The sequence below is a fragment of the Methyloversatilis sp. RAC08 genome, assembly GCF_001713355.1.
Lineage (GTDB): Bacteria > Pseudomonadota > Gammaproteobacteria > Burkholderiales > Rhodocyclaceae > Methyloversatilis.
In genome coordinates this window covers 3,882,876-3,899,986 of sequence record NZ_CP016448.1, presented here as the reverse complement: position 1 = coordinate 3,899,986, position 17,111 = coordinate 3,882,876, and the positions used below count along the sequence as shown (strand labels likewise).

Below are 17,111 nucleotides of genomic sequence, written 5' to 3'. Positions count from 1 at the left end.
TGATTCCACACCATGTACGCTGAACGTGTTCTTTCCGGCATGCGCCCGACCGGGCGCCTGCACCTCGGCCACTACCACGGGGTGCTGAAGAACTGGGTGCGCCTGCAACACGAATACCCCTGTCTGTTCTTTGTCGCCGACTGGCATGCGCTGACCACCAATTACGAAGACACACAGGTCATCGAACGCAGCGTGTGGGACATGCTGATCGACTGGCTGGCGGCTGGCGTCGATCCGTCGCAGGCGACGCTGTTCATCCAGTCACGCGTGCCCGAGCACGCCGAACTGCACCTGCTGCTGTCGATGATGTGCCCGCTGGGCTGGCTGGAGCGCGTGCCGACCTACAAGGACCAGCAGGACAAGCTGTCCGACAAGGATCTGGCTACCTATGGCTTTCTCGGCTATCCGCTGCTGCAGTCGGCCGACATCCTGATCTACCGTGCCAATCTGGTGCCGGTGGGTGAGGATCAGGTACCGCACGTCGAACTGACGCGCGAAGTCGCGCGCCGTTTCAACCACCTGTATGGCCGCGAGCCGGGCTTCGAGGAAAAGGCGCGCGAAGCGGTGAAGAAGCTCGGCGGCAAACGCGGCAAGCTGTACGAAGAGCTGCGCACGCTGTACCAGCAGGAAGGTCGCGACGAGGCGCTGGAACAGGCGCACGCGCTGCTCGATGAGGCGCAGAGCCTGAGTCTGGGCGATCGCGAGCGGCTGTATGGCTACCTTGAAGGCGGCGGCAAGATGATTCTGGCCGAGCCCGGCGCGCTGCTGACCGAAGCCGCGCGCATGCCTGGGCTGGATGGACAGAAGATGTCCAAGTCGTACAACAACACACTGATGCTGCGCGAAGAGCCGGACCTGGTCACCAAGAAGATCCGCGGCATGAAGACCGACACGCAGCGCGTGCGCCGTACCGATCCCGGAGACCCGGACCGCTGCCCGGTCTGGCAGTTCCACGTGATCTACTCCGACGAGACGACGAAGCAGTGGGTGCAGGAAGGCTGTCGTTCGGCAGGTATAGGCTGCCTCGATTGCAAGCAGCCGGTGATCGATGCCGTGCTGAAGGAACAGGCGCCCATTCATGAACGTGCGCGGCAATACGAGGAAGACCCCATGCTGTTGCGCAACATCGTCGCCGACGGCTGCGAGCGCGCGCGCAAGCTGGCGTCGGAAACGATGCGCGACGTGCGCGAAGCCATGGGTCTGAACTACGCCTGATGTCGGGCGACGCGCTCCTGGTTGAAGCCGCTGTACCGACGCCGGTGCGGTTGTATGGCGAGACGCTGGAAAAACTTCCGCTCGACCTGTACATTCCGCCCGACGCGCTCGAAGTGTTCCTGGATGCGTTCCAGGGTCCGCTCGATCTGCTGCTCTACCTGATCCGCAAGGCGAATGTCGACATCCTCGACATTCCGATGGCGCCGCTGACCGCGCAGTATCTGGTCTATGTCGAGGCCATGCGCGAGCATCGCCTTGAACTTGCAGCCGAATATCTGCTGATGGCCGCGATGCTCCTGGAGATCAAATCCCGGATGTTGCTGCCGCGTCCGCCGCGCGAATCGGCGGACGAAGGCGAGGATCCGCGTGCCGAACTCGTTCGGCGGCTGATCGAATACGAACAGATGAAGGCGGCATCGCTGGCGCTCGATGCCATCCCGCGCACGCAGCGCGAGCACGAATGGGTGGGCGTGCAGGTCGCCGAGCGCATTGCCGAGATTCAGCCTGCGGTGAGCGCCGCGGATCTCCAGCTGGCATGGCTGGCGCTGATGCGACACGCAGATGTCACCCGTCACCACAAGGTCAGTCGCGAGGCCCTGTCGGTGCGTGAATTCATGTCCGGCATCCTGCGACGCCTGACAGACGAAGGTTCGCTGCGCTTCGACCAGCTGTTCGAAGCCGGTGCTCCGGCAGGGCAGATGGTGGTGAATTTCCTCGCGGTACTTGAACTGGCCCGCGAGAACCTGATTGAACTGCTTCAGATTGAAGCTTTTGCGCCGATTTATGTCCGACACGCCACACCTGCTGTCGCCGAATCCGTCTGATATCAAGCGGATACTCGAAGCGGCGCTGCTTGCAGCGCAGGACGCATTGTCGATCGCCGAACTCAGACGGATGTTCGATGAGGAACTGGATGCGTCGGTGCTCCGTCGACTGCTCGACGAATTGCGCGACGACTGGTCGGAGCGCGGTGTCGAACTGATACAGGTCGCGTCCGGATGGCGCTTCCGCACCCGTGCGGATCTGCAGCCGTATCTGGAAAAACTGAAGAACGAAAAGCCGCCGCGCTACTCGCGCGCGGTGCTTGAAACACTGGCGATCATTGCGTATCGCCAGCCGGTGACGCGAGGCGACATCGAGGACATCCGCGGGGTGTCGGTGTCGCCGGGCATCATCAAGGCACTTGAAGGTCGTGGCTGGATCGACAGCGTAGGTTACCGGGAAGTCCCCGGGCGACCGGCGCTGTACGCCACCACCCGACGATTCCTCGACGACCTGGGGCTGCGCACGCTTGCCGAGCTGCCACCCCTGGCCGAACTACAGAAGGTGATGAATTTCGATGATGCAAGGTAAGCGCAGACCGGGCGGCCCCCAGGTCAATGGCAACGTGGCCAACTACAGATCGCAGGACAGCCGTCCCAAGAAGCGCGGTCCTATCGTATTTTCCGAGCCGCAGAAGCTGCACAAGATGCTTGCCGACATGGGGCTCGGATCGCGTCGCGAGCTGGAAGACTGGATCGTGGCCGGGCGCATCAGCGTGAATGCCCTCCCGGCCCACGTCGGTCAGCGCGTCGGGCCGGAAGACAAGGTCCGCGTCAATGGCAAGCTGATCCACATCCATTTCGCACCGCGCGCACCGCGCGTGCTGATCTATCACAAGCCGGAAGGTGAGATCGTGTCGCGTGACGACCCCGAAGGTCGGCCGTCGGTGTTCGACAAGCTTCCCCGCGTCGGAGGTGGTCGGTGGATCGCGGTCGGACGGCTGGACTTCAATACCTCAGGTCTGCTGGTATTCACGACCAGTGGCGAGTTGGCCAACAAGATGATGCACCCGAGCTACGAGCTCGAACGCGAGTACGCCGTGCGCCTGATCGGCGAGCTGACCGACGAACAGGCCACCCGGCTGACCACCGGCATCGAACTTGACGACGGCATCGCGAAGTTCAATGCACTGTCCGACGGTGGCGGCGAAGGATCCAATCACTGGTATCGCGTCACCATTTCGGAAGGGCGCAATCGCGAGGTTCGGCGCATGTTCGAGGCGGTCGGCCTTGCGGTGAGCCGCCTGATGCGCGTGCGCTATGGCCCGTTCGAGTTGCCGCGCCGCCTGCACCGTGGCGAAGCGGAAGAACTGAAGCCGGAAGAAGTGTCCCGCCTGCTGACCGCCGTACCGGCCACAGGCAAGCCGCGTGCTAAATCGGCAGAGGCCGCTCCTGCATCCAAACCGGGGCAGGGCAATGGGCGTCGGCGCGGCCCGCGCAAGCCGCGCGAACCGGGCAACGGCGCACCGTCCGGTCAGGCGCCGGTCCAGGCGCAGCGTGCCGACGGCGAAGCACCGGCCCGCAAACGCGCACCACGACGCCGGCGTCGTCCGTCGGCCGCCCCGGCCAGCGAATCCTGACTTTCAAAACATCCTTGTGCGCGGGCAATCTGGCCATTCATATTGAAGTGGATTGTCGCGCTCTGATACACTAACGGACTTGTCGCGCTGGCGGTGCCGGCGTTTGTTTGATGGGCGGTCAGCCCATTTTTTATTTGTGCGTCCGGAATTGTGTTGCAAGGATGAATGTTGCAGAGCTCATCGAGCAGGCGGTAAGCGGGCTCGGATACGAACTGGTCGATGTGGAAACGTCCCCGCGCGGACGCCTGCTGCGCATTTTCATCGATGCGGAACAGGGCATCACTGTGGATGATTGCGTGGCGGTGAGCAATCACCTCACACGGCTCTTCACTGTCGAAAATGTCGATTACGACCGGCTCGAGGTGTCGTCGCCGGGTCTCGACAGACCGCTCAAGAAAGCGGCCGACTTCATCCGTTTCACCGGGCAGGAAGCGCAGCTCAGGCTACGCATCCCGTTGAACAACCAAAGAAGTTTCAGCGGGCGCCTGGCAGGTGTCAGCGACGGCCGACTGACCATGGAAATCAAGGGTGTGGCACACGAGTTCGAGTTGTCGCAGATCGAGCGCGCCCGTCTGGTGCCGGACTTTGAACGCAAGCAGGAGTTGAAACGATGAGTCGCGAGATTCTGTTGCTGGTTGATGCGCTGGCGCGCGAAAAGAATGTCGCCCGCGAAGTGGTGTTTGGCGCACTTGAATCTGCACTGGCTTCGGCCACGAAGAAGCGTACCCATGACGACGCCGACGTTCGCGTGACCATCGACCGCGAAACCGGCGAGTACGAATCGTTCCGGCGCTGGCTGGTGGTGCCTGACAGCGAGCTCGAAAACGAAGAGGCGCAGATCGGCCTGACCGATGCGCAGGACCAGATTGCCGACGTGCAGCTCGATGAATACATCGAAGAAGCCCTCGAGCCGATCGATTTCGGTCGCATTGGCGCACAGGCAGCAAAGCAGGTCATCCTGCAGCGCATCCGCGACGCCGAGCGCGAACAGATCCTGAGCGATTTCCTCGAACGCAAGGACCATCTGGTCACGGGCACCATCAAGCGCATCGAACGCGGCAACGCCATCATCGAATGCGGTCGTCTGGAAGCCCTGCTGCCACGCGAACACATCATTGCGCGGGAAAACCTGCGTGTCGGCGATCGCGTGAAGGCCATCCTGCTGCGTGTCGATCGCCAGGCGCGCGGCCCGCAGATCATCCTGTCGCGCACAGTGCCGGAATTCATCATGAAGCTGTTCGAGCTCGAAGTACCCGAGATCGAAGACGGCCTGATCGAAATCAAGGGCGCGGCACGCGACCCCGGCATTCGCGCGAAGATTGCGGTGAAATCCAACGATCCGCGCGTCGATCCGCAGGGCACCTGCATCGGCATGCGCGGTTCGCGCGTGCAGGCGGTGACCAACGAACTGGGCGGCGAGCGGGTGGATATCATCCTGTGGTCGCCTGATCCGGCGCAATTCGTCATCGGCGCGCTGGCGCCGGCCGAAGTTGCGAGTATCGTCGTAGATGAAGACGCCCACAGCATGGATGTTGTCGTCAGCGAGGACAATCTGGCGATCGCCATCGGGCGCAGCGGCCAGAACGTGCGCCTTGCGTCAGAGCTGACCGGCTGGAAGATCAACCTGATGACCATCGAGCAGTCGGCCGCCAAGTCCGATGCCGAGAATGCGGCCATCCGGCTGCTGTTCATGGCGAAGCTCGATGTTGATGAAGAGGTGGCAGACATCCTGATCGAGGAAGGTTTCTCGACGCTGGAAGAGGTTGCCTATGTACCGCTGGCCGAAGTGCTCGAAATCGAAGCATTCGACGAAGATACGGTGAATGAACTGCGCAACCGCGCACGCAACGTGTTGCTGACCGAAGCCATCGTGGACGAGGAGCAGCTGGAGCAGGTCGATGACGATCTGCTCGGGCTGGACGGCATGGACAAGCCGCTGGCTGCGCAGCTTGCGCGAGCCAATGTGCGATCGCGTGACGATCTCGCAGATCTGGCGGTCGATGAACTGGTTGAAATCGCCGGCATCGATACCGCACGTGCGACATCGCTGATTACCACTGCGCGCGCGCACTGGTTTGAATAATCGAGGACAGGTATGGCGTTGATGAGTGTTTCCCAATTTGCGACCGAGCTGAAAATGCCGGCTGCCGCGCTGCTTGAGCAGCTGAGGCATGCGGGTGTCGACAAGCAGAGCGAACGTGATTCGCTGACCGAGCAGGACAAGTCCCGTCTGCTCGACTACTTGCGTCGTCAGCACGGTGACACGGCGGGAAAGACGAAGATCACGCTGACCCGTCGCGAAACGACCGAAATCAAGGCGACCAATTCATCCGGACAGGCACGAACCGTCCAGGTCGAAGTGCGCAAGAAGCGCGTGCTCGTCAAGCGGGACCCGGCCGAGCTTCTGGCTGAAGAAGCGGCCCAGAAGGCGGTTGCCGACGTACCGGTCGTCGAGGAAATCGTCGTGCCCGAGCCGGTTGCGATTCCCGAACCGGTGGAAGCACCGGTCGTGATCCCGGTTGCCGAGCCCGAGCCGGAACCTGTCGCAGCCGTGGTTGAAGAGATTGCCGTCGAGCCGGTACCGGAGGTCGCGGAGAGCGAGGCGGCAGCGGACGTCGTGCCCGATGCGCCTGTGCTGCGTGCGCCGACGGCCCGCGAACGCGAAGCCAAGCGACACTCGGAATTGCTGGCCATCCAGGAGCGCGAGCTCAAGGCCAAGAAGGAACGCGAAGTTCAGGTACGTCTCGACATCGAGGCGCGTCAGGTGCGTGCCCTGGAAGAAGAGGCCGCCAAGGAGAAGGCGGCGGCGGAGGCTGCAAAAGTCGCAACCGCTGCACCGAAGGCGACACCTGGAACCCTGCACAAGCCGGCCAAGGCCGATGACAAGGGTGCGAAGGCCAAGCCGGCACCTGCCGCGAAGGCGAAGCCAGGCACCGCGTGGAAGGATGACGCTGCGAAGCGCCGCCAGATCAAGACCCGCGGCGACGCCGGTACCGGTGGCTGGCGTGGCGGTCCCAAGGGACGCAACCACCGCGACCACGACCAGGGAGGCCAGCAGCAGGCCCCGGTCGAGGCTGTGGTGCGTGAAGTGCTGGTGCCGGAAACGATTTCTGTGGCCGATCTGGCGCACAAGATGGCGATCAAGGCCACCGAACTGATCAAGGTGCTGATGAAGCTCGGTCAGATGGTCACGATCAATCAGGTGCTTGACCAGGAAACGGCCATGATTCTGGTCGAGGAAATGGGTCATATCGCCAAGCCGGCGAAGCTGGACGACCCGGAAGCCTTCCTCGGCGAATCCACCGAAGAGCACAGGGACGTCGAGCTGCTGCCGCGCGCACCGGTCGTGACGGTCATGGGTCACGTCGACCACGGCAAGACCTCGCTGCTCGACTACATCCGGCGTGCCCGGGTGGCCGCAGGCGAAGCGGGCGGCATCACGCAGCACATCGGCGCCTATCACGTCGATACGCCGCGCGGCATGATCACCTTCCTCGACACGCCGGGTCACGAGGCCTTCACGGCCATGCGTGCCCGCGGTGCCAAGGCAACCGACCTCGTGATTCTGGTGGTCGCTGCGGACGACGGCGTGATGCCGCAGACGCGCGAAGCCATCCACCACGCCAAGGCGGCCAATGTGCCGCTGATCGTGGCGATCAACAAGATCGACAAGCCGGGCGCCAGCCCCGATCGCGTCAAGCAGGAATTGGTGGCCGAAGGTGTCGTGCCGGAAGAGTATGGCGGTGATTCGCCGTTCATCTCGGTGTCCGCCAAGGTCGGTACCGGCATTGATGAACTGCTCGAAAACGTGCTGCTGCAGGCTGAAGTGCTTGAACTGACCGCACCGCGTGACACGCCGGCCCGCGGTCTGGTGATCGAAGCGCGCCTCGACAAGGGCAAGGGCCCGGTGGCATCGGTGCTGGTGCAGCAGGGTACGCTCAAGCGCGGCGACATCATCCTGTGCGGCCAGGTGTTCGGCCGAGTGCGCGCCATGCTGGACGAAGCAGGCAAGTCGATCAGCGAAGCCGGCCCGTCCATCCCGGTCGAAATTCAGGGCCTGTCGGACGTACCGGCCGCCGGCGACGAAGCACTCGTGCTGGGCGACGAACGCAAGGCGCGCGAAATCGCGCTGTTCCGTCAGGGCAAGTTCCGCGACGTGAAACTGGCCAAGCAACAGGCAGCCAAGCTGGAATCGATGTTCGAACAGATGGGTGAGGGCGAGGTCAAGGTTCTTCCGCTGATCATCAAGGCCGATGTGCAGGGCTCTCAGGAAGCGCTGGTGCAGTCGCTCACCAAGCTCTCCACGCCGGAAGTGCGGGTGCAGGTCATTCACGCGGCGGTCGGCGGCATTTCGGAAACCGACGTCAATCTGGCCCAGGCCTCGAAGGGCGTCATCATCGGCTTCAATGTGCGCGCCGACGTCGGCGCCCGCAAGCTGGCCGAAAACTTCGGTGTCGACATCCGCTACTACACGATCATCTACGAAGCTGTCGATGAGGTGAAGGCGGCGCTGTCCGGCATGCTGTCGCCGGAGAAGCGCGAGAACATCCTGGGTACCGTGGAAATCCGCCAGGTGTTCCGCGGCACCAAGATCGGCACCATCGCCGGCTGCATGGTCACCTCGGGTCTGGTCAAGCGTGGCGCCAGTGCGCGCCTGCTGCGCAACAATGTGGTCGTGTGGACCGGCGAGCTCGAATCGCTCAAGCGCTTCAAGGACGACGTGAAGGAAGTCAAGGAAGGCTACGAATGCGGCCTTTCGCTGCGCGGTTACAACGAAATCGAAGAACTCGACCAGCTCGAAGTGTTCGAGATCGAAGAGATCGCCCGCAAGCTGGCCTGATAGCGGCCCGCCCGACAGATGAGCGAACGTTATTCACGCAGCGACCGGGTGTCGGAAGCGATCCGCCGAGAGCTTGCGCAACTGATCGCGACCGAGTTGAAGGACCCGCGTGTCGGCATGATTTCGCTGACCGCGGTCGAGATCACGCCCGACTACGCGCACGCCAAGATCTTCTACACCACGATGGCGGAGGGTGAGGCGCTGCAGCACATCCAGGAAGGCCTGGTACGCGCTTCCGGCTTCCTGCGCCGCGAGCTCGGTCGCCGGGTGCGCATACACACCACGCCGGCGCTGCATTTCGTGCACGACGAGACACTTGCACGCGCCGACCACCTGTCGCGCCTGATCGACAAGGCGCTGCATTCCGGACCTTCATCGAGCGGCGAAGACTGAGTTGCAACCCCGATCGCGCTGGAAAGCGGTTCATGGCGTGCTGCTGCTCGACAAGCCCATCGGTCTGAGCTCGAACGACGCGCTGCAGAAAGCACGCCGCCTGTTTCAGGCCGCGCGCGCGGGGCATACCGGTACGCTCGATCCACTCGCCAGTGGTCTGCTGCCGGTCTGCTTCGGCGATGCAACACGCTTCGCAGGACTGATGCTGGATGCCGACAAGGAATATCTCGCGCAGGTCAGGCTCGGCGTGCGCACCAGCACCGGCGACGCCGAGGGCGACATCCTCGACACGCGTCCGGTCGACGTAAGTCTCGAACGCCTGCTGGGTGCACTGGCAGCCCACCGCGGCGACATCGAGCAGATCCCGCCTATGCATTCCGCACTCAAGCACCAGGGCAAGGCGCTGTACGAATACGCACGTGCCGGCGAAACCATCGAGCGCGCGGTGCGCCATGTACGCATCCACGAGATCGAATTGCTCGACTGCGCATTGCCCGCGTTTTCGATGCGGGTGCGCTGCAGCAAAGGCACCTACATCCGCACGCTGGCCGAAGACATCGGCGAAATGCTCGGCTGCGGTGCGCACCTGAGCGGCTTGCGCCGCACGCTGACCGGCCCCTTGTCGCTCGACTGCTCCCATACGCTCGAGACGCTTTCGGCGCTCGACGAGGCGCAACGCATGGCTCTGCTGCTTCCGCCCGACTGTCTGCTGCAGGATCTGCCGGCCTGCCAGCTCGATGGCGAGTCGGCACGACGGCTGATCCAGGGGCAGATCGTGCCGCTTGAGGCCTTCCCGGACGGCGCGACCATGGTCGACGGGCAGGTCACCCGGGCTTATGACGGCACCGTGTTTCTGGGCCTGGTCAGTGCATGCGCGGGTCGATTGCAGGTGAAACGCCTTTTGCCTCAGGAAAGTGGCCAAAAGGCTTGAGATTGCGCCGTTCTGGCGTATAATTTTGGGTTTTCCAGACGAGAGAGTTTAGATAGATGGCTATCGTTACCGCCGAAAAAGCCCGCATTGTGGCTGACTTCCAGCGCGTGGCCGGCGATACGGGGTCACCCGAAGTCCAGGTTGCCCTGCTGACCGCACGCATCAATGGCCTCACCGGCCATTTCAAGGAACACGTGAAGGACCACCACTCCCGCCGTGGTCTGCTCAAGATGGTAAGTCAGCGTCGCAAGCTGCTTGATTACCTCAAGCGCACCGATGCAGACAGCTATCGTGCGCTGATCGGACGTCTCGGGCTGCGCAAGTAATTGCTTCTGCACACTACGGTCAAGCCTTCATCGGCCTGACACAACACACCGGCGTGAGTCCATGCGACTCCGCCGGTTTGTTTTTTGGCGGGCGTGCAAGTCCGCCGTGAATCGAAACGAAAGGAATCAACTTGCTTAACGCTACCCGCAAGGAATTCATGTTCGGCAACCAGAAGGTTGTGCTGGAGACCGGTGAGGTCGCCCGCCAGGCCGGTGGTGCCGTCATGGTGAGCATCGACGAAACCGTGGTGCTCGCCACCGTCGTGGCCTCGAAGACGGCCAAGCCGGGGCAGGACTTCTTTCCGCTCACCGTCGATTACGCTGAAAAGTTCTACGCAGCCGGTCGCATTCCGGGTGGCTTCTTCAAGCGCGAAGGTCGTCCTAGCGAAAAGGAAACGCTGACGTCGCGCCTGATCGATCGCCCGATCCGTCCGCTGTTCCCGGAAGGCTTCTACAACGAAGTGCAGGTCATCGTGCAGGTGCTGTCGCTGAATCCGGAAGTCGATTCCGACATTCCCGCACTCATCGGCACGTCGGCAGCGCTGTCGATTTCCGGCATTCCGTTCAGCGGCCCGATCGGCGCTGCGCGCGTGGGTTACGCGAACGGCCAGTACATCCTGAATCCGACGGCCACCGAGCTGAAGACCAGCGAACTGAATCTGGTCGTCGCAGGCACCGAAGCCGCCGTGCTGATGGTGGAATCGGAAGCGATGCAGCTGTCGGAAGAAATCATGCTGGGCGCCGTCGTGTTCGGACACGAACAGATGCAGGCCGCGATCAATGCGATCAACGAACTGGTCGAAGTCGCCGGCAAGCCCGAGTGGGACTGGCAGGCCCCGGCGCGCGACGAAGCGCTGTGGAACAACATTGTCGGTCTGGCCGAAGCCAAGCTGCAGGAAGCCTACCGCATCACGCAGAAGCAGACCCGCAGCCAGCGCGTGAACGAGCTTCGCAGCGAAGTCGTGGCTGCACTGACCGCCGACGCGGCCAACGCGCCGGACGTGAACACCATCAAGAATTACTTTTTCGACATCGAAGCCCGCATCGTCCGCAGCCGCATCCTGAACGGCGAGCCGCGCATCGACGGTCGCGACACGCGCACCGTGCGTCCGATCTACATCCGCAACAGCGTGCTGCCGCGCACCCACGGTTCGGCGCTGTTCACGCGCGGCGAAACGCAGGCGCTGGTCATCGCCACGCTGGGCACCGGCCGTGACGAGCAGATCATCGACGCACTGGGCGGCGAGTATCGCGACCGCTTCATGCTCCACTACAACATGCCGCCGTTCGCCACCGGCGAAGCCGGTCGTTTCGGCACGCCGAAGCGTCGCGAAATCGGCCACGGCCGTCTGGCCAAGCGCGCGCTGCTCGCAGTGCTGCCGCCGGCCGACGAATTCAGCTACTCGATGCGCGTGGTGTCGGAAATCACCGAATCAAACGGTTCGTCGTCAATGGCTTCCGTCTGCGGCGGTTCGCTCGCACTGATGGACGCCGGTGTTCCGCTGAAGGCACACGTGGCCGGCATCGCCATGGGCCTGATCAAGGACGGCAACCGCTTTGCGGTGCTGACCGACATCCTCGGCGACGAAGATCACCTGGGCGACATGGATTTCAAGGTGGCGGGTACCGACAACGGCATCACCGCGCTGCAGATGGACATCAAGATCCAGGGCATCACGAAGGAAATCATGCAGGTCGCGCTGGCGCAGGCGCACGAGGCACGCAAGCACATCCTCGGCATCATGCAGGAATCGATGAGCGGCGCCCGTGAAGGCGTGTCGACCTATGCACCGCGCCTGCTGACGATGAAGATCAATCCGGAGAAGATCCGCGACGTGATCGGCAAGGGCGGCGCAGTCATCCGTGCGCTGACCGAAGAAACCGGCGCGACGATCGACATCGGCGACGACGGCACGATCACCATCGCGTCGGTCAGCGCCGAAGCCGCCGAGAACGCCAAGCGCCGCATCGAGGCGATCACCGCCGAAGTCGAAGTGGGCAAGGTGTATGACGGTACGGTGCTGCGTCTGCTCGATTTCGGTGCCATCGTCAGCGTGCTGCCGGGCAAGGACGGTCTGCTGCACATTTCCCAGATCGCCAACGAGCGCATCGCCAACGTCGCCGACCACCTGAAGGAAGGTCAGCAGGTGAAGGTGAAGGTGCTGGAAACCGACGAAAAGGGCCGCATCCGCCTGTCGATGAAGGCGCTGCTCGCTGCGCCGGAAGCGACCGACCAGCCAGAGTGATGTCTGCGGGGCAGGGTGGGTTTTTCTTCATCCACCCGCCTTGCAGCCATTGACCGCGCGGCTTTGCGCCGGTAGTATCGCGCGCTCTCGGGGTGTAGCGCAGCCCGGTAGCGCGCTTGCTTTGGGAGCAAGATGTCGGGGGTTCGAATCCCTCCACCCCGACCAGAACATCGGTCCGCAACGCGGTAACTTAGTACCTGCCCGTAGCTCAACTGGATAGAGCAACGGCCTTCTAAGCCGTAGGTTGCGGGTTCGATTCCTGCCGGGCAGGCCAGTCAGTGTGGCCCGAGAGTTTCAAGCGCTGATCGCTCGATCAGCGTTCCAGTGGTGGCTGTAGCTCAGTTGGTAGAGTCCCGGATTGTGATTCCGGTTGTCGTGGGTTCGAGTCCCATCAGCCACCCCACTCCTCAAGCTGTTTCCCCCGTAGTCTCCCCGCTTTGAGTCTTTGTCGGCCTGCATCGTCCGGTGCTTCCGAACGCCGGCACCGCGGCTCTACGTGTGCTCAAGCAATCATCCCGATCTGCCGTTAATCACACGATAAGTGCATGTCGGTCTTCAGACCCCGCCATGCTTTTTCGATTCATCACGAGGGGTGCGCGGTGCAGGGGTCACATCGGATATCGGGATTCACGCTTGTCGAACTGCTTGCTGTGGTCGCGATCATCGGGGCTCTCGTTGCAATCGCACTCCCGAACTATGAAGCCTACGTGGAGCGCAGCAAGCGAACTGCTGCAATGAGCGACATGACGAGCATCATGATGGCAATCGATCGCCATGTGATCAGGGCGAATGAGTTTCCCGCCACGCTCGCGGAGGCAGGCTTCGGCGAGATGCTCGATCCTTGGGGAAGCGCTTACCAATACCTGCGAATCAGCGGCACACCACGCCCTAATCAGGGTCAGCTGCGCAAGGACAAGAATCTGGTGCCGCTGAACAGCGATTACGACCTCTACAGCCTGGGCAAGGATGGCCGAAGCCAGAAGCCGCTCACGGCTGCCACGTCGCGCGATGACATTGTACGTGCCGGTAATGGCGCGTTTGTCGGCCTTGCCGTCGATCACTGAATGCCTGTCAGTCTTCATCTGCGGAGCCGCTTCGGACGCCGCCTCTTCAGCCGCTTCCTGATCGCAGCCCTGCTGCCGATGGCGGTCTTGGCGACCTTCTCCTACAGCGAAATGCGCGAGCAGCTGATGGATCAGCTCCAGCACGGCCTGCGTGATGACAGCAAAAGCCTTGGCATGGAACTCATCAACGAGCTAAGCCTGCGCGTCGACCTGCTCAAAGAAAGCGGCGCGCGCGAAATCGCAGGGGGGGCAAGTGGATTCGTCTGGGTCAGGGACGAACGTGATCCGCAGGTGCCGGCGCTCGATGCCGACGAAGCGCGGGGGCTTGCTGCACACGGCGCAACCGTCCGCCTTTACGGCGCGCACGCGCCTTTGTTTGTCGTCCGTCGGAGCACTGACAACCGCATACTTTACGGCCGCCTTGACCCGGCAGCCTTGTGGCAGAGACATTCCGTCGATACACCCTACTGCATTCTCGACAAGCAGCAGCGTCCCATCCTGTGCACGCAGGGGCTGCAGCTCCCGGTGCTTGACCTGTCTTCGAGGGATCGGTCACTGATCACCGCATCGTCCAACGGCGTGCCCCACCTCGCGGGTCACTGGAGTGCCCACCTGGACGGACTTTACGGGGCCGGCGTTTTTCACGTGGTAACGACTGTCCCCGCGCAGTCGCTGACCTTGCCGCTCGCCCACCTCCGTTACGGGTTCATCGCAATCTTCGCGCTCGCGCTGGGCTTGATCGTGGCGATGGCGGCGAGCCAGATCGGCCGGCAGACAGAGCCGCTTGATGCGCTGACACGGGGTGTCAGACGTCTTGCCCGCGGCGAAATGGATACCCGTGTCGACGTGCCGGGCGATGATGAATTCGCCCTGCTCGGCGCAACCTTCAATACGATGTCCGATCGCCTGAAGCGCAAGTTCAACATGCTTCGACTGCTTGCGGAACTCGATCGCGCAGTACTCGGTTCGGGCGAGCCGGCGCGGGTGAACGAAGCCATCCTTTCGGGCGTGCTCGACGCCATTCCCTGCGACGCTGCAGGCATCGCACTCATCGATGCGAACGGATCGGCCACCTATGCACGTGCGCGTTCCGTCGACGGACATCTTTCTCCGCGCCTTGGTGTGTCGGCCGATGCCCTGACGCAGATCTGCAGCCTCGGTGTCGACGAATGGAACGATGTTCAGATCGACGTTGAGTCGCTGCTGAGTGGCCAGCCGCAACAACCGGGTCGGGGTGCGCTGGTGTTTTCAGTGCGCAGCCATGGGCGGCTCGACGGTTTGCTCGTGCTCGCCCTGGCGATCGATGGCCGGCAGGACAAGGAGGAAATCATCACCGCGGGACGCAATCTTGCCGATCGGATGTCGGTTGCAGGATCCAGCTTCGCGTGGGAGGAAAAGCTCTACCGTCAGTCACATTACGACGCCTTGACCAGCCTTCCGAATCGCACGCTGCTGCGCGATCGTGTGACGCATGCGCTCACGCGTGCGAGTCGGGAAAAGACGTCGGTTGCCGCTCTGCGCATCGATTTTGACGATTTCAATTCCATCAACGAAGCGCTCGGCCAGACGGCCGGCGACCTGTTTCTCATCGAAGCGTCACGTCGCCTTGAGTCCCTCATGCGGCCGGAAGACACGGTCGCACGGCTTGCCGGAGATGAATTCGTGATGCTGGTAACGGCTATGGATGACGCCGAACGCATCCTTGTGTTGCATGACATCGCAGAGCGTATCCACCAGTTGCTGGCGTCGCCGGTGCGCCTTGCAGATCGGTATGTCATTTCGCAGGCAAGCATTGGCATCTCGCTCTATCCGGACAATTCCAACGATTTCGAATCGTTGATGAGTACGGCCGAAGTTGCGCTTCACGAAGCAAAGAAGTCCAGCCGTGGCGGCTTCAACTTTTACTCGCAATCGATGAACGCCGCGGTAAGCGAGCGCTTCGAGCTCGCCCAGGAATTGCGACGGGCCGTTCACAACGACGAACTTCTGCTGCACTTCCAGCCAAAGGTGAGCGCGCACGATGGCGCCATCATGGGCGCTGAAGCGCTGATCCGATGGCAATCGCCATCGCGCGGGCTGGTGTCGCCGGGCGCTTTCCTTCCATTGATCGAAGACATCGGCCTGAACAGCTGGCTGACCGACTTCGTGCTCGACAAGGCATGCGCGCAGATGGCAGCGTGGGACAAGGCGGGTTTGCAGCCGATCCCGGTCTCCATCAATGTGAGCCCGGCCGATCTGGGGACAGCGGATTTTTTCGACAAGATTACTGCGGCACTGCAACGGCACGACCTTTCGTCCAGCAGGCTCGAACTGGAAATTCTCGAAACATCAGAGGTCGGGGCAGGCGGCACGGTGCGCACGACCTTGCAGCGCCTGCGCGACGTCGGCGTGAAGATTGCGCTGGACGACTTCGGTACCGGTTATTCCTCGCTGGTCTATCTGACTGAAATGCCGGCCGACACCCTCAAACTCGACCGCGCATTCATTCGCAACCTTGCGGGTGACATGCGTCAGCAGGCCATCGTCCGCCAGGTCATTTCGCTCGCCCGCTCGCTTGGATTCATCATCGTCGCCGAAGGCGTGGAACAGGTTGCCCAGCGAGACCTGCTGGTCGACATGGAGTGCGATCTGATTCAGGGCTTTCTTTACTCTCGCCCGCTGCCGCCCGATGAACTGGCGGCAAAACTGCTCGCGAAACTGCCCTTTGCGGCGTGAGCCCGCGCGCGGTGCGCATCAACGCGCGTCCGTGCCGCCCAGCGTCTCGATCAGCTGATCGATCAACCTGCCCAGTTCGCCCGTCATCAGCGCAAAGTCGGTGTCGAAGCGCTCGGCTTCATCGCCGCTGCCATCTTCCTTTTCGGTCAGCACGTCGAGCGGTGCGATGCGCTTCAGGGTCAGGGTTTCGGTCAGCGTGAAGGACACCCGGTCGGCCCAGGTCATCGCCAGTCGCGTGCACTGCTTGCCGGCTTCGATGTGGCGGCGCAGATCTTCGGCTTCGAGTGCATGGCGGGTGTAGCGCACCGTGGCCTTGGACTGTGTGCTGGACCGCAGCTCGGTGTCCTGATCGACGGTGAAGCCAGCGGGCGCCTCATCGGACGCGAGCCACGAGGTCATCGCCGACACCGGTGACAGCGCGGTCTGCAAGGGCCGGGCGCCGAGGTTTTCCAGGCTTTCGTTCAGCAGCTGCATCACTTCGTCGCTTTTTGCGCTGGCGGCGGCATCGACGACGATCAGGTTGCGCACCGGATCGATCCACACCCGGGTGTCGCGCGCGATGGCGAAGGCGCGCGGCAGCAACTCATTGGTGACTGCGTCCTTGATCTCGCGCATTTCCTTGCGGCCGGGCTTGTAGCCCTGCCGCTCCTCGATGTCCTGCGCGCGCGCCTTGGCAAACTGATTGATGACCGACGCCGGCAGCAGCTTCTTTTCGACCCGCAGCGCAATCATCATCTGGCCCGCCACTGCGTGCACCAGCGACTCATCGTTGCGCGGCGATACCCAGCCCAGGCGCTGCATTTCGATGCTGGTACCGGGCTGGAAAGCCTGCGCAGCGAGCTTTTCAGCCAGCTGGTCGGGTGTTGCGGTGAATGGCGTGGAGAGGCGGTAGATCTGGAGGTTCTTGAACCACATGGCGTCGGCAAAAAGGGACGCAGTCTACACGAGCGATCCGCCAAGCCGCGCCTCGCCGGACAATC

General features: G+C 62.6%; 14 protein-coding genes and 3 tRNA genes. 16 read left to right on the top strand and 1 reads right to left on the bottom strand.

Going from position 1 to position 17,111, the window contains the following annotated elements; all coding sequences use genetic code 11:
* Window positions 1-12: 12 nt before the first annotated feature.
* From BSY238_RS17690 to BSY238_RS17615, 16 genes are all read left to right on the top strand, one after another.
* Window positions 13-1,215, top strand: a complete 1,203-nt coding sequence (locus tag BSY238_RS17690) for a tryptophan--tRNA ligase (protein WP_069040304.1) — start codon at window positions 13-15, stop codon at window positions 1,213-1,215.
* Complete coding sequence (locus tag BSY238_RS17685; RefSeq protein WP_069040303.1) at window positions 1,215-2,039, top strand: segregation and condensation protein A; 825 nt, start codon at window positions 1,215-1,217, stop codon at window positions 2,037-2,039. Before BSY238_RS17690 ends, BSY238_RS17685 begins: the two co-directional genes overlap by 1 nt.
* A complete protein-coding gene (gene scpB / locus BSY238_RS17680) occupies window positions 1,999-2,568 on the top strand; it encodes an SMC-Scp complex subunit ScpB (protein ID WP_069040302.1) in 570 nt (189 codons plus the stop codon). The genes BSY238_RS17685 and scpB overlap by 41 nt, the downstream gene beginning before the upstream one ends.
* Window positions 2,555-3,616 carry a 23S rRNA pseudouridine(2605) synthase RluB gene (gene rluB, locus BSY238_RS17675; protein WP_442922956.1) on the top strand — a complete coding sequence of 354 codons (1,062 nt, stop codon included), beginning with the start codon at window positions 2,555-2,557 and terminating at the stop codon, window positions 3,614-3,616. The genes scpB and rluB overlap by 14 nt, the downstream gene beginning before the upstream one ends.
* Window positions 3,617-3,777: 161 nt before the next feature.
* Entirely contained in the window at window positions 3,778-4,230 is a 453-nt protein-coding gene (rimP, locus tag BSY238_RS17670; RefSeq protein ID WP_069040300.1) for a ribosome maturation factor RimP, read from the top strand.
* Complete coding sequence (nusA, locus tag BSY238_RS17665) at window positions 4,227-5,699, top strand: transcription termination factor NusA (RefSeq protein WP_069040299.1); 1,473 nt, start codon at window positions 4,227-4,229, stop codon at window positions 5,697-5,699. The genes rimP and nusA overlap by 4 nt, the downstream gene beginning before the upstream one ends.
* A 12-nt stretch (window positions 5,700-5,711) precedes the next feature.
* A complete protein-coding gene (gene infB / locus BSY238_RS17660; protein ID WP_069040298.1) occupies window positions 5,712-8,456 on the top strand; it encodes a translation initiation factor IF-2 in 2,745 nt (914 codons plus the stop codon).
* An 18-nt stretch (window positions 8,457-8,474) separates the two neighbouring features.
* The gene (gene rbfA, locus BSY238_RS17655) at window positions 8,475-8,849 is read left to right on the top strand and encodes a 30S ribosome-binding factor RbfA (protein ID WP_069040297.1); all 375 of its coding nucleotides are present in this window, start codon (window positions 8,475-8,477) and stop codon (window positions 8,847-8,849) included.
* A gap of 1 nt (window position 8,850) precedes the next feature.
* On the top strand, window positions 8,851-9,780 hold the full coding sequence (gene truB, locus BSY238_RS17650; protein ID WP_069040296.1) for a tRNA pseudouridine(55) synthase TruB: 930 nt from the start codon (window positions 8,851-8,853) through the stop codon (window positions 9,778-9,780).
* Window positions 9,781-9,836: 56 nt separating this feature from the next.
* Window positions 9,837-10,106, top strand: a complete 270-nt coding sequence (gene rpsO / locus BSY238_RS17645) for a 30S ribosomal protein S15 (protein WP_069040295.1) — start codon at window positions 9,837-9,839, stop codon at window positions 10,104-10,106.
* Between the two features lie 158 nt (window positions 10,107-10,264).
* Complete coding sequence (pnp, locus tag BSY238_RS17640) at window positions 10,265-12,352, top strand: polyribonucleotide nucleotidyltransferase (protein WP_190295098.1); 2,088 nt, start codon at window positions 10,265-10,267, stop codon at window positions 12,350-12,352.
* 88 nt (window positions 12,353-12,440) lie between these two features.
* Window positions 12,441-12,517 (top strand) — tRNA-Pro (locus tag BSY238_RS17635).
* 32 nt (window positions 12,518-12,549) lie between these two features.
* Window positions 12,550-12,626, top strand: a tRNA-Arg gene (locus BSY238_RS17630).
* 53 nt (window positions 12,627-12,679) lie between these two features.
* A tRNA-His gene (locus tag BSY238_RS17625) sits at window positions 12,680-12,755 on the top strand.
* Window positions 12,756-12,897: 142 nt separating this feature from the next.
* A complete protein-coding gene (locus BSY238_RS18995) occupies window positions 12,898-13,416 on the top strand; it encodes a prepilin-type N-terminal cleavage/methylation domain-containing protein (RefSeq protein ID WP_083224096.1) in 519 nt (172 codons plus the stop codon).
* Window positions 13,417-16,131 carry a putative bifunctional diguanylate cyclase/phosphodiesterase gene (locus BSY238_RS17615; protein WP_069040293.1) on the top strand — a complete coding sequence of 905 codons (2,715 nt, stop codon included), beginning with the start codon at window positions 13,417-13,419 and terminating at the stop codon, window positions 16,129-16,131.
* An 18-nt stretch (window positions 16,132-16,149) separates the two neighbouring features.
* Here BSY238_RS17615 and BSY238_RS17610 read toward each other — a convergent pair whose 3' ends face one another.
* Window positions 16,150-17,046 (bottom strand): recombination-associated protein RdgC, encoded by an 897-nt coding sequence (locus tag BSY238_RS17610; RefSeq protein ID WP_069040292.1) that lies wholly within the window; start codon window positions 17,044-17,046, stop codon window positions 16,150-16,152.
* Between the last annotated feature and the right edge of the window lie 65 nt (window positions 17,047-17,111).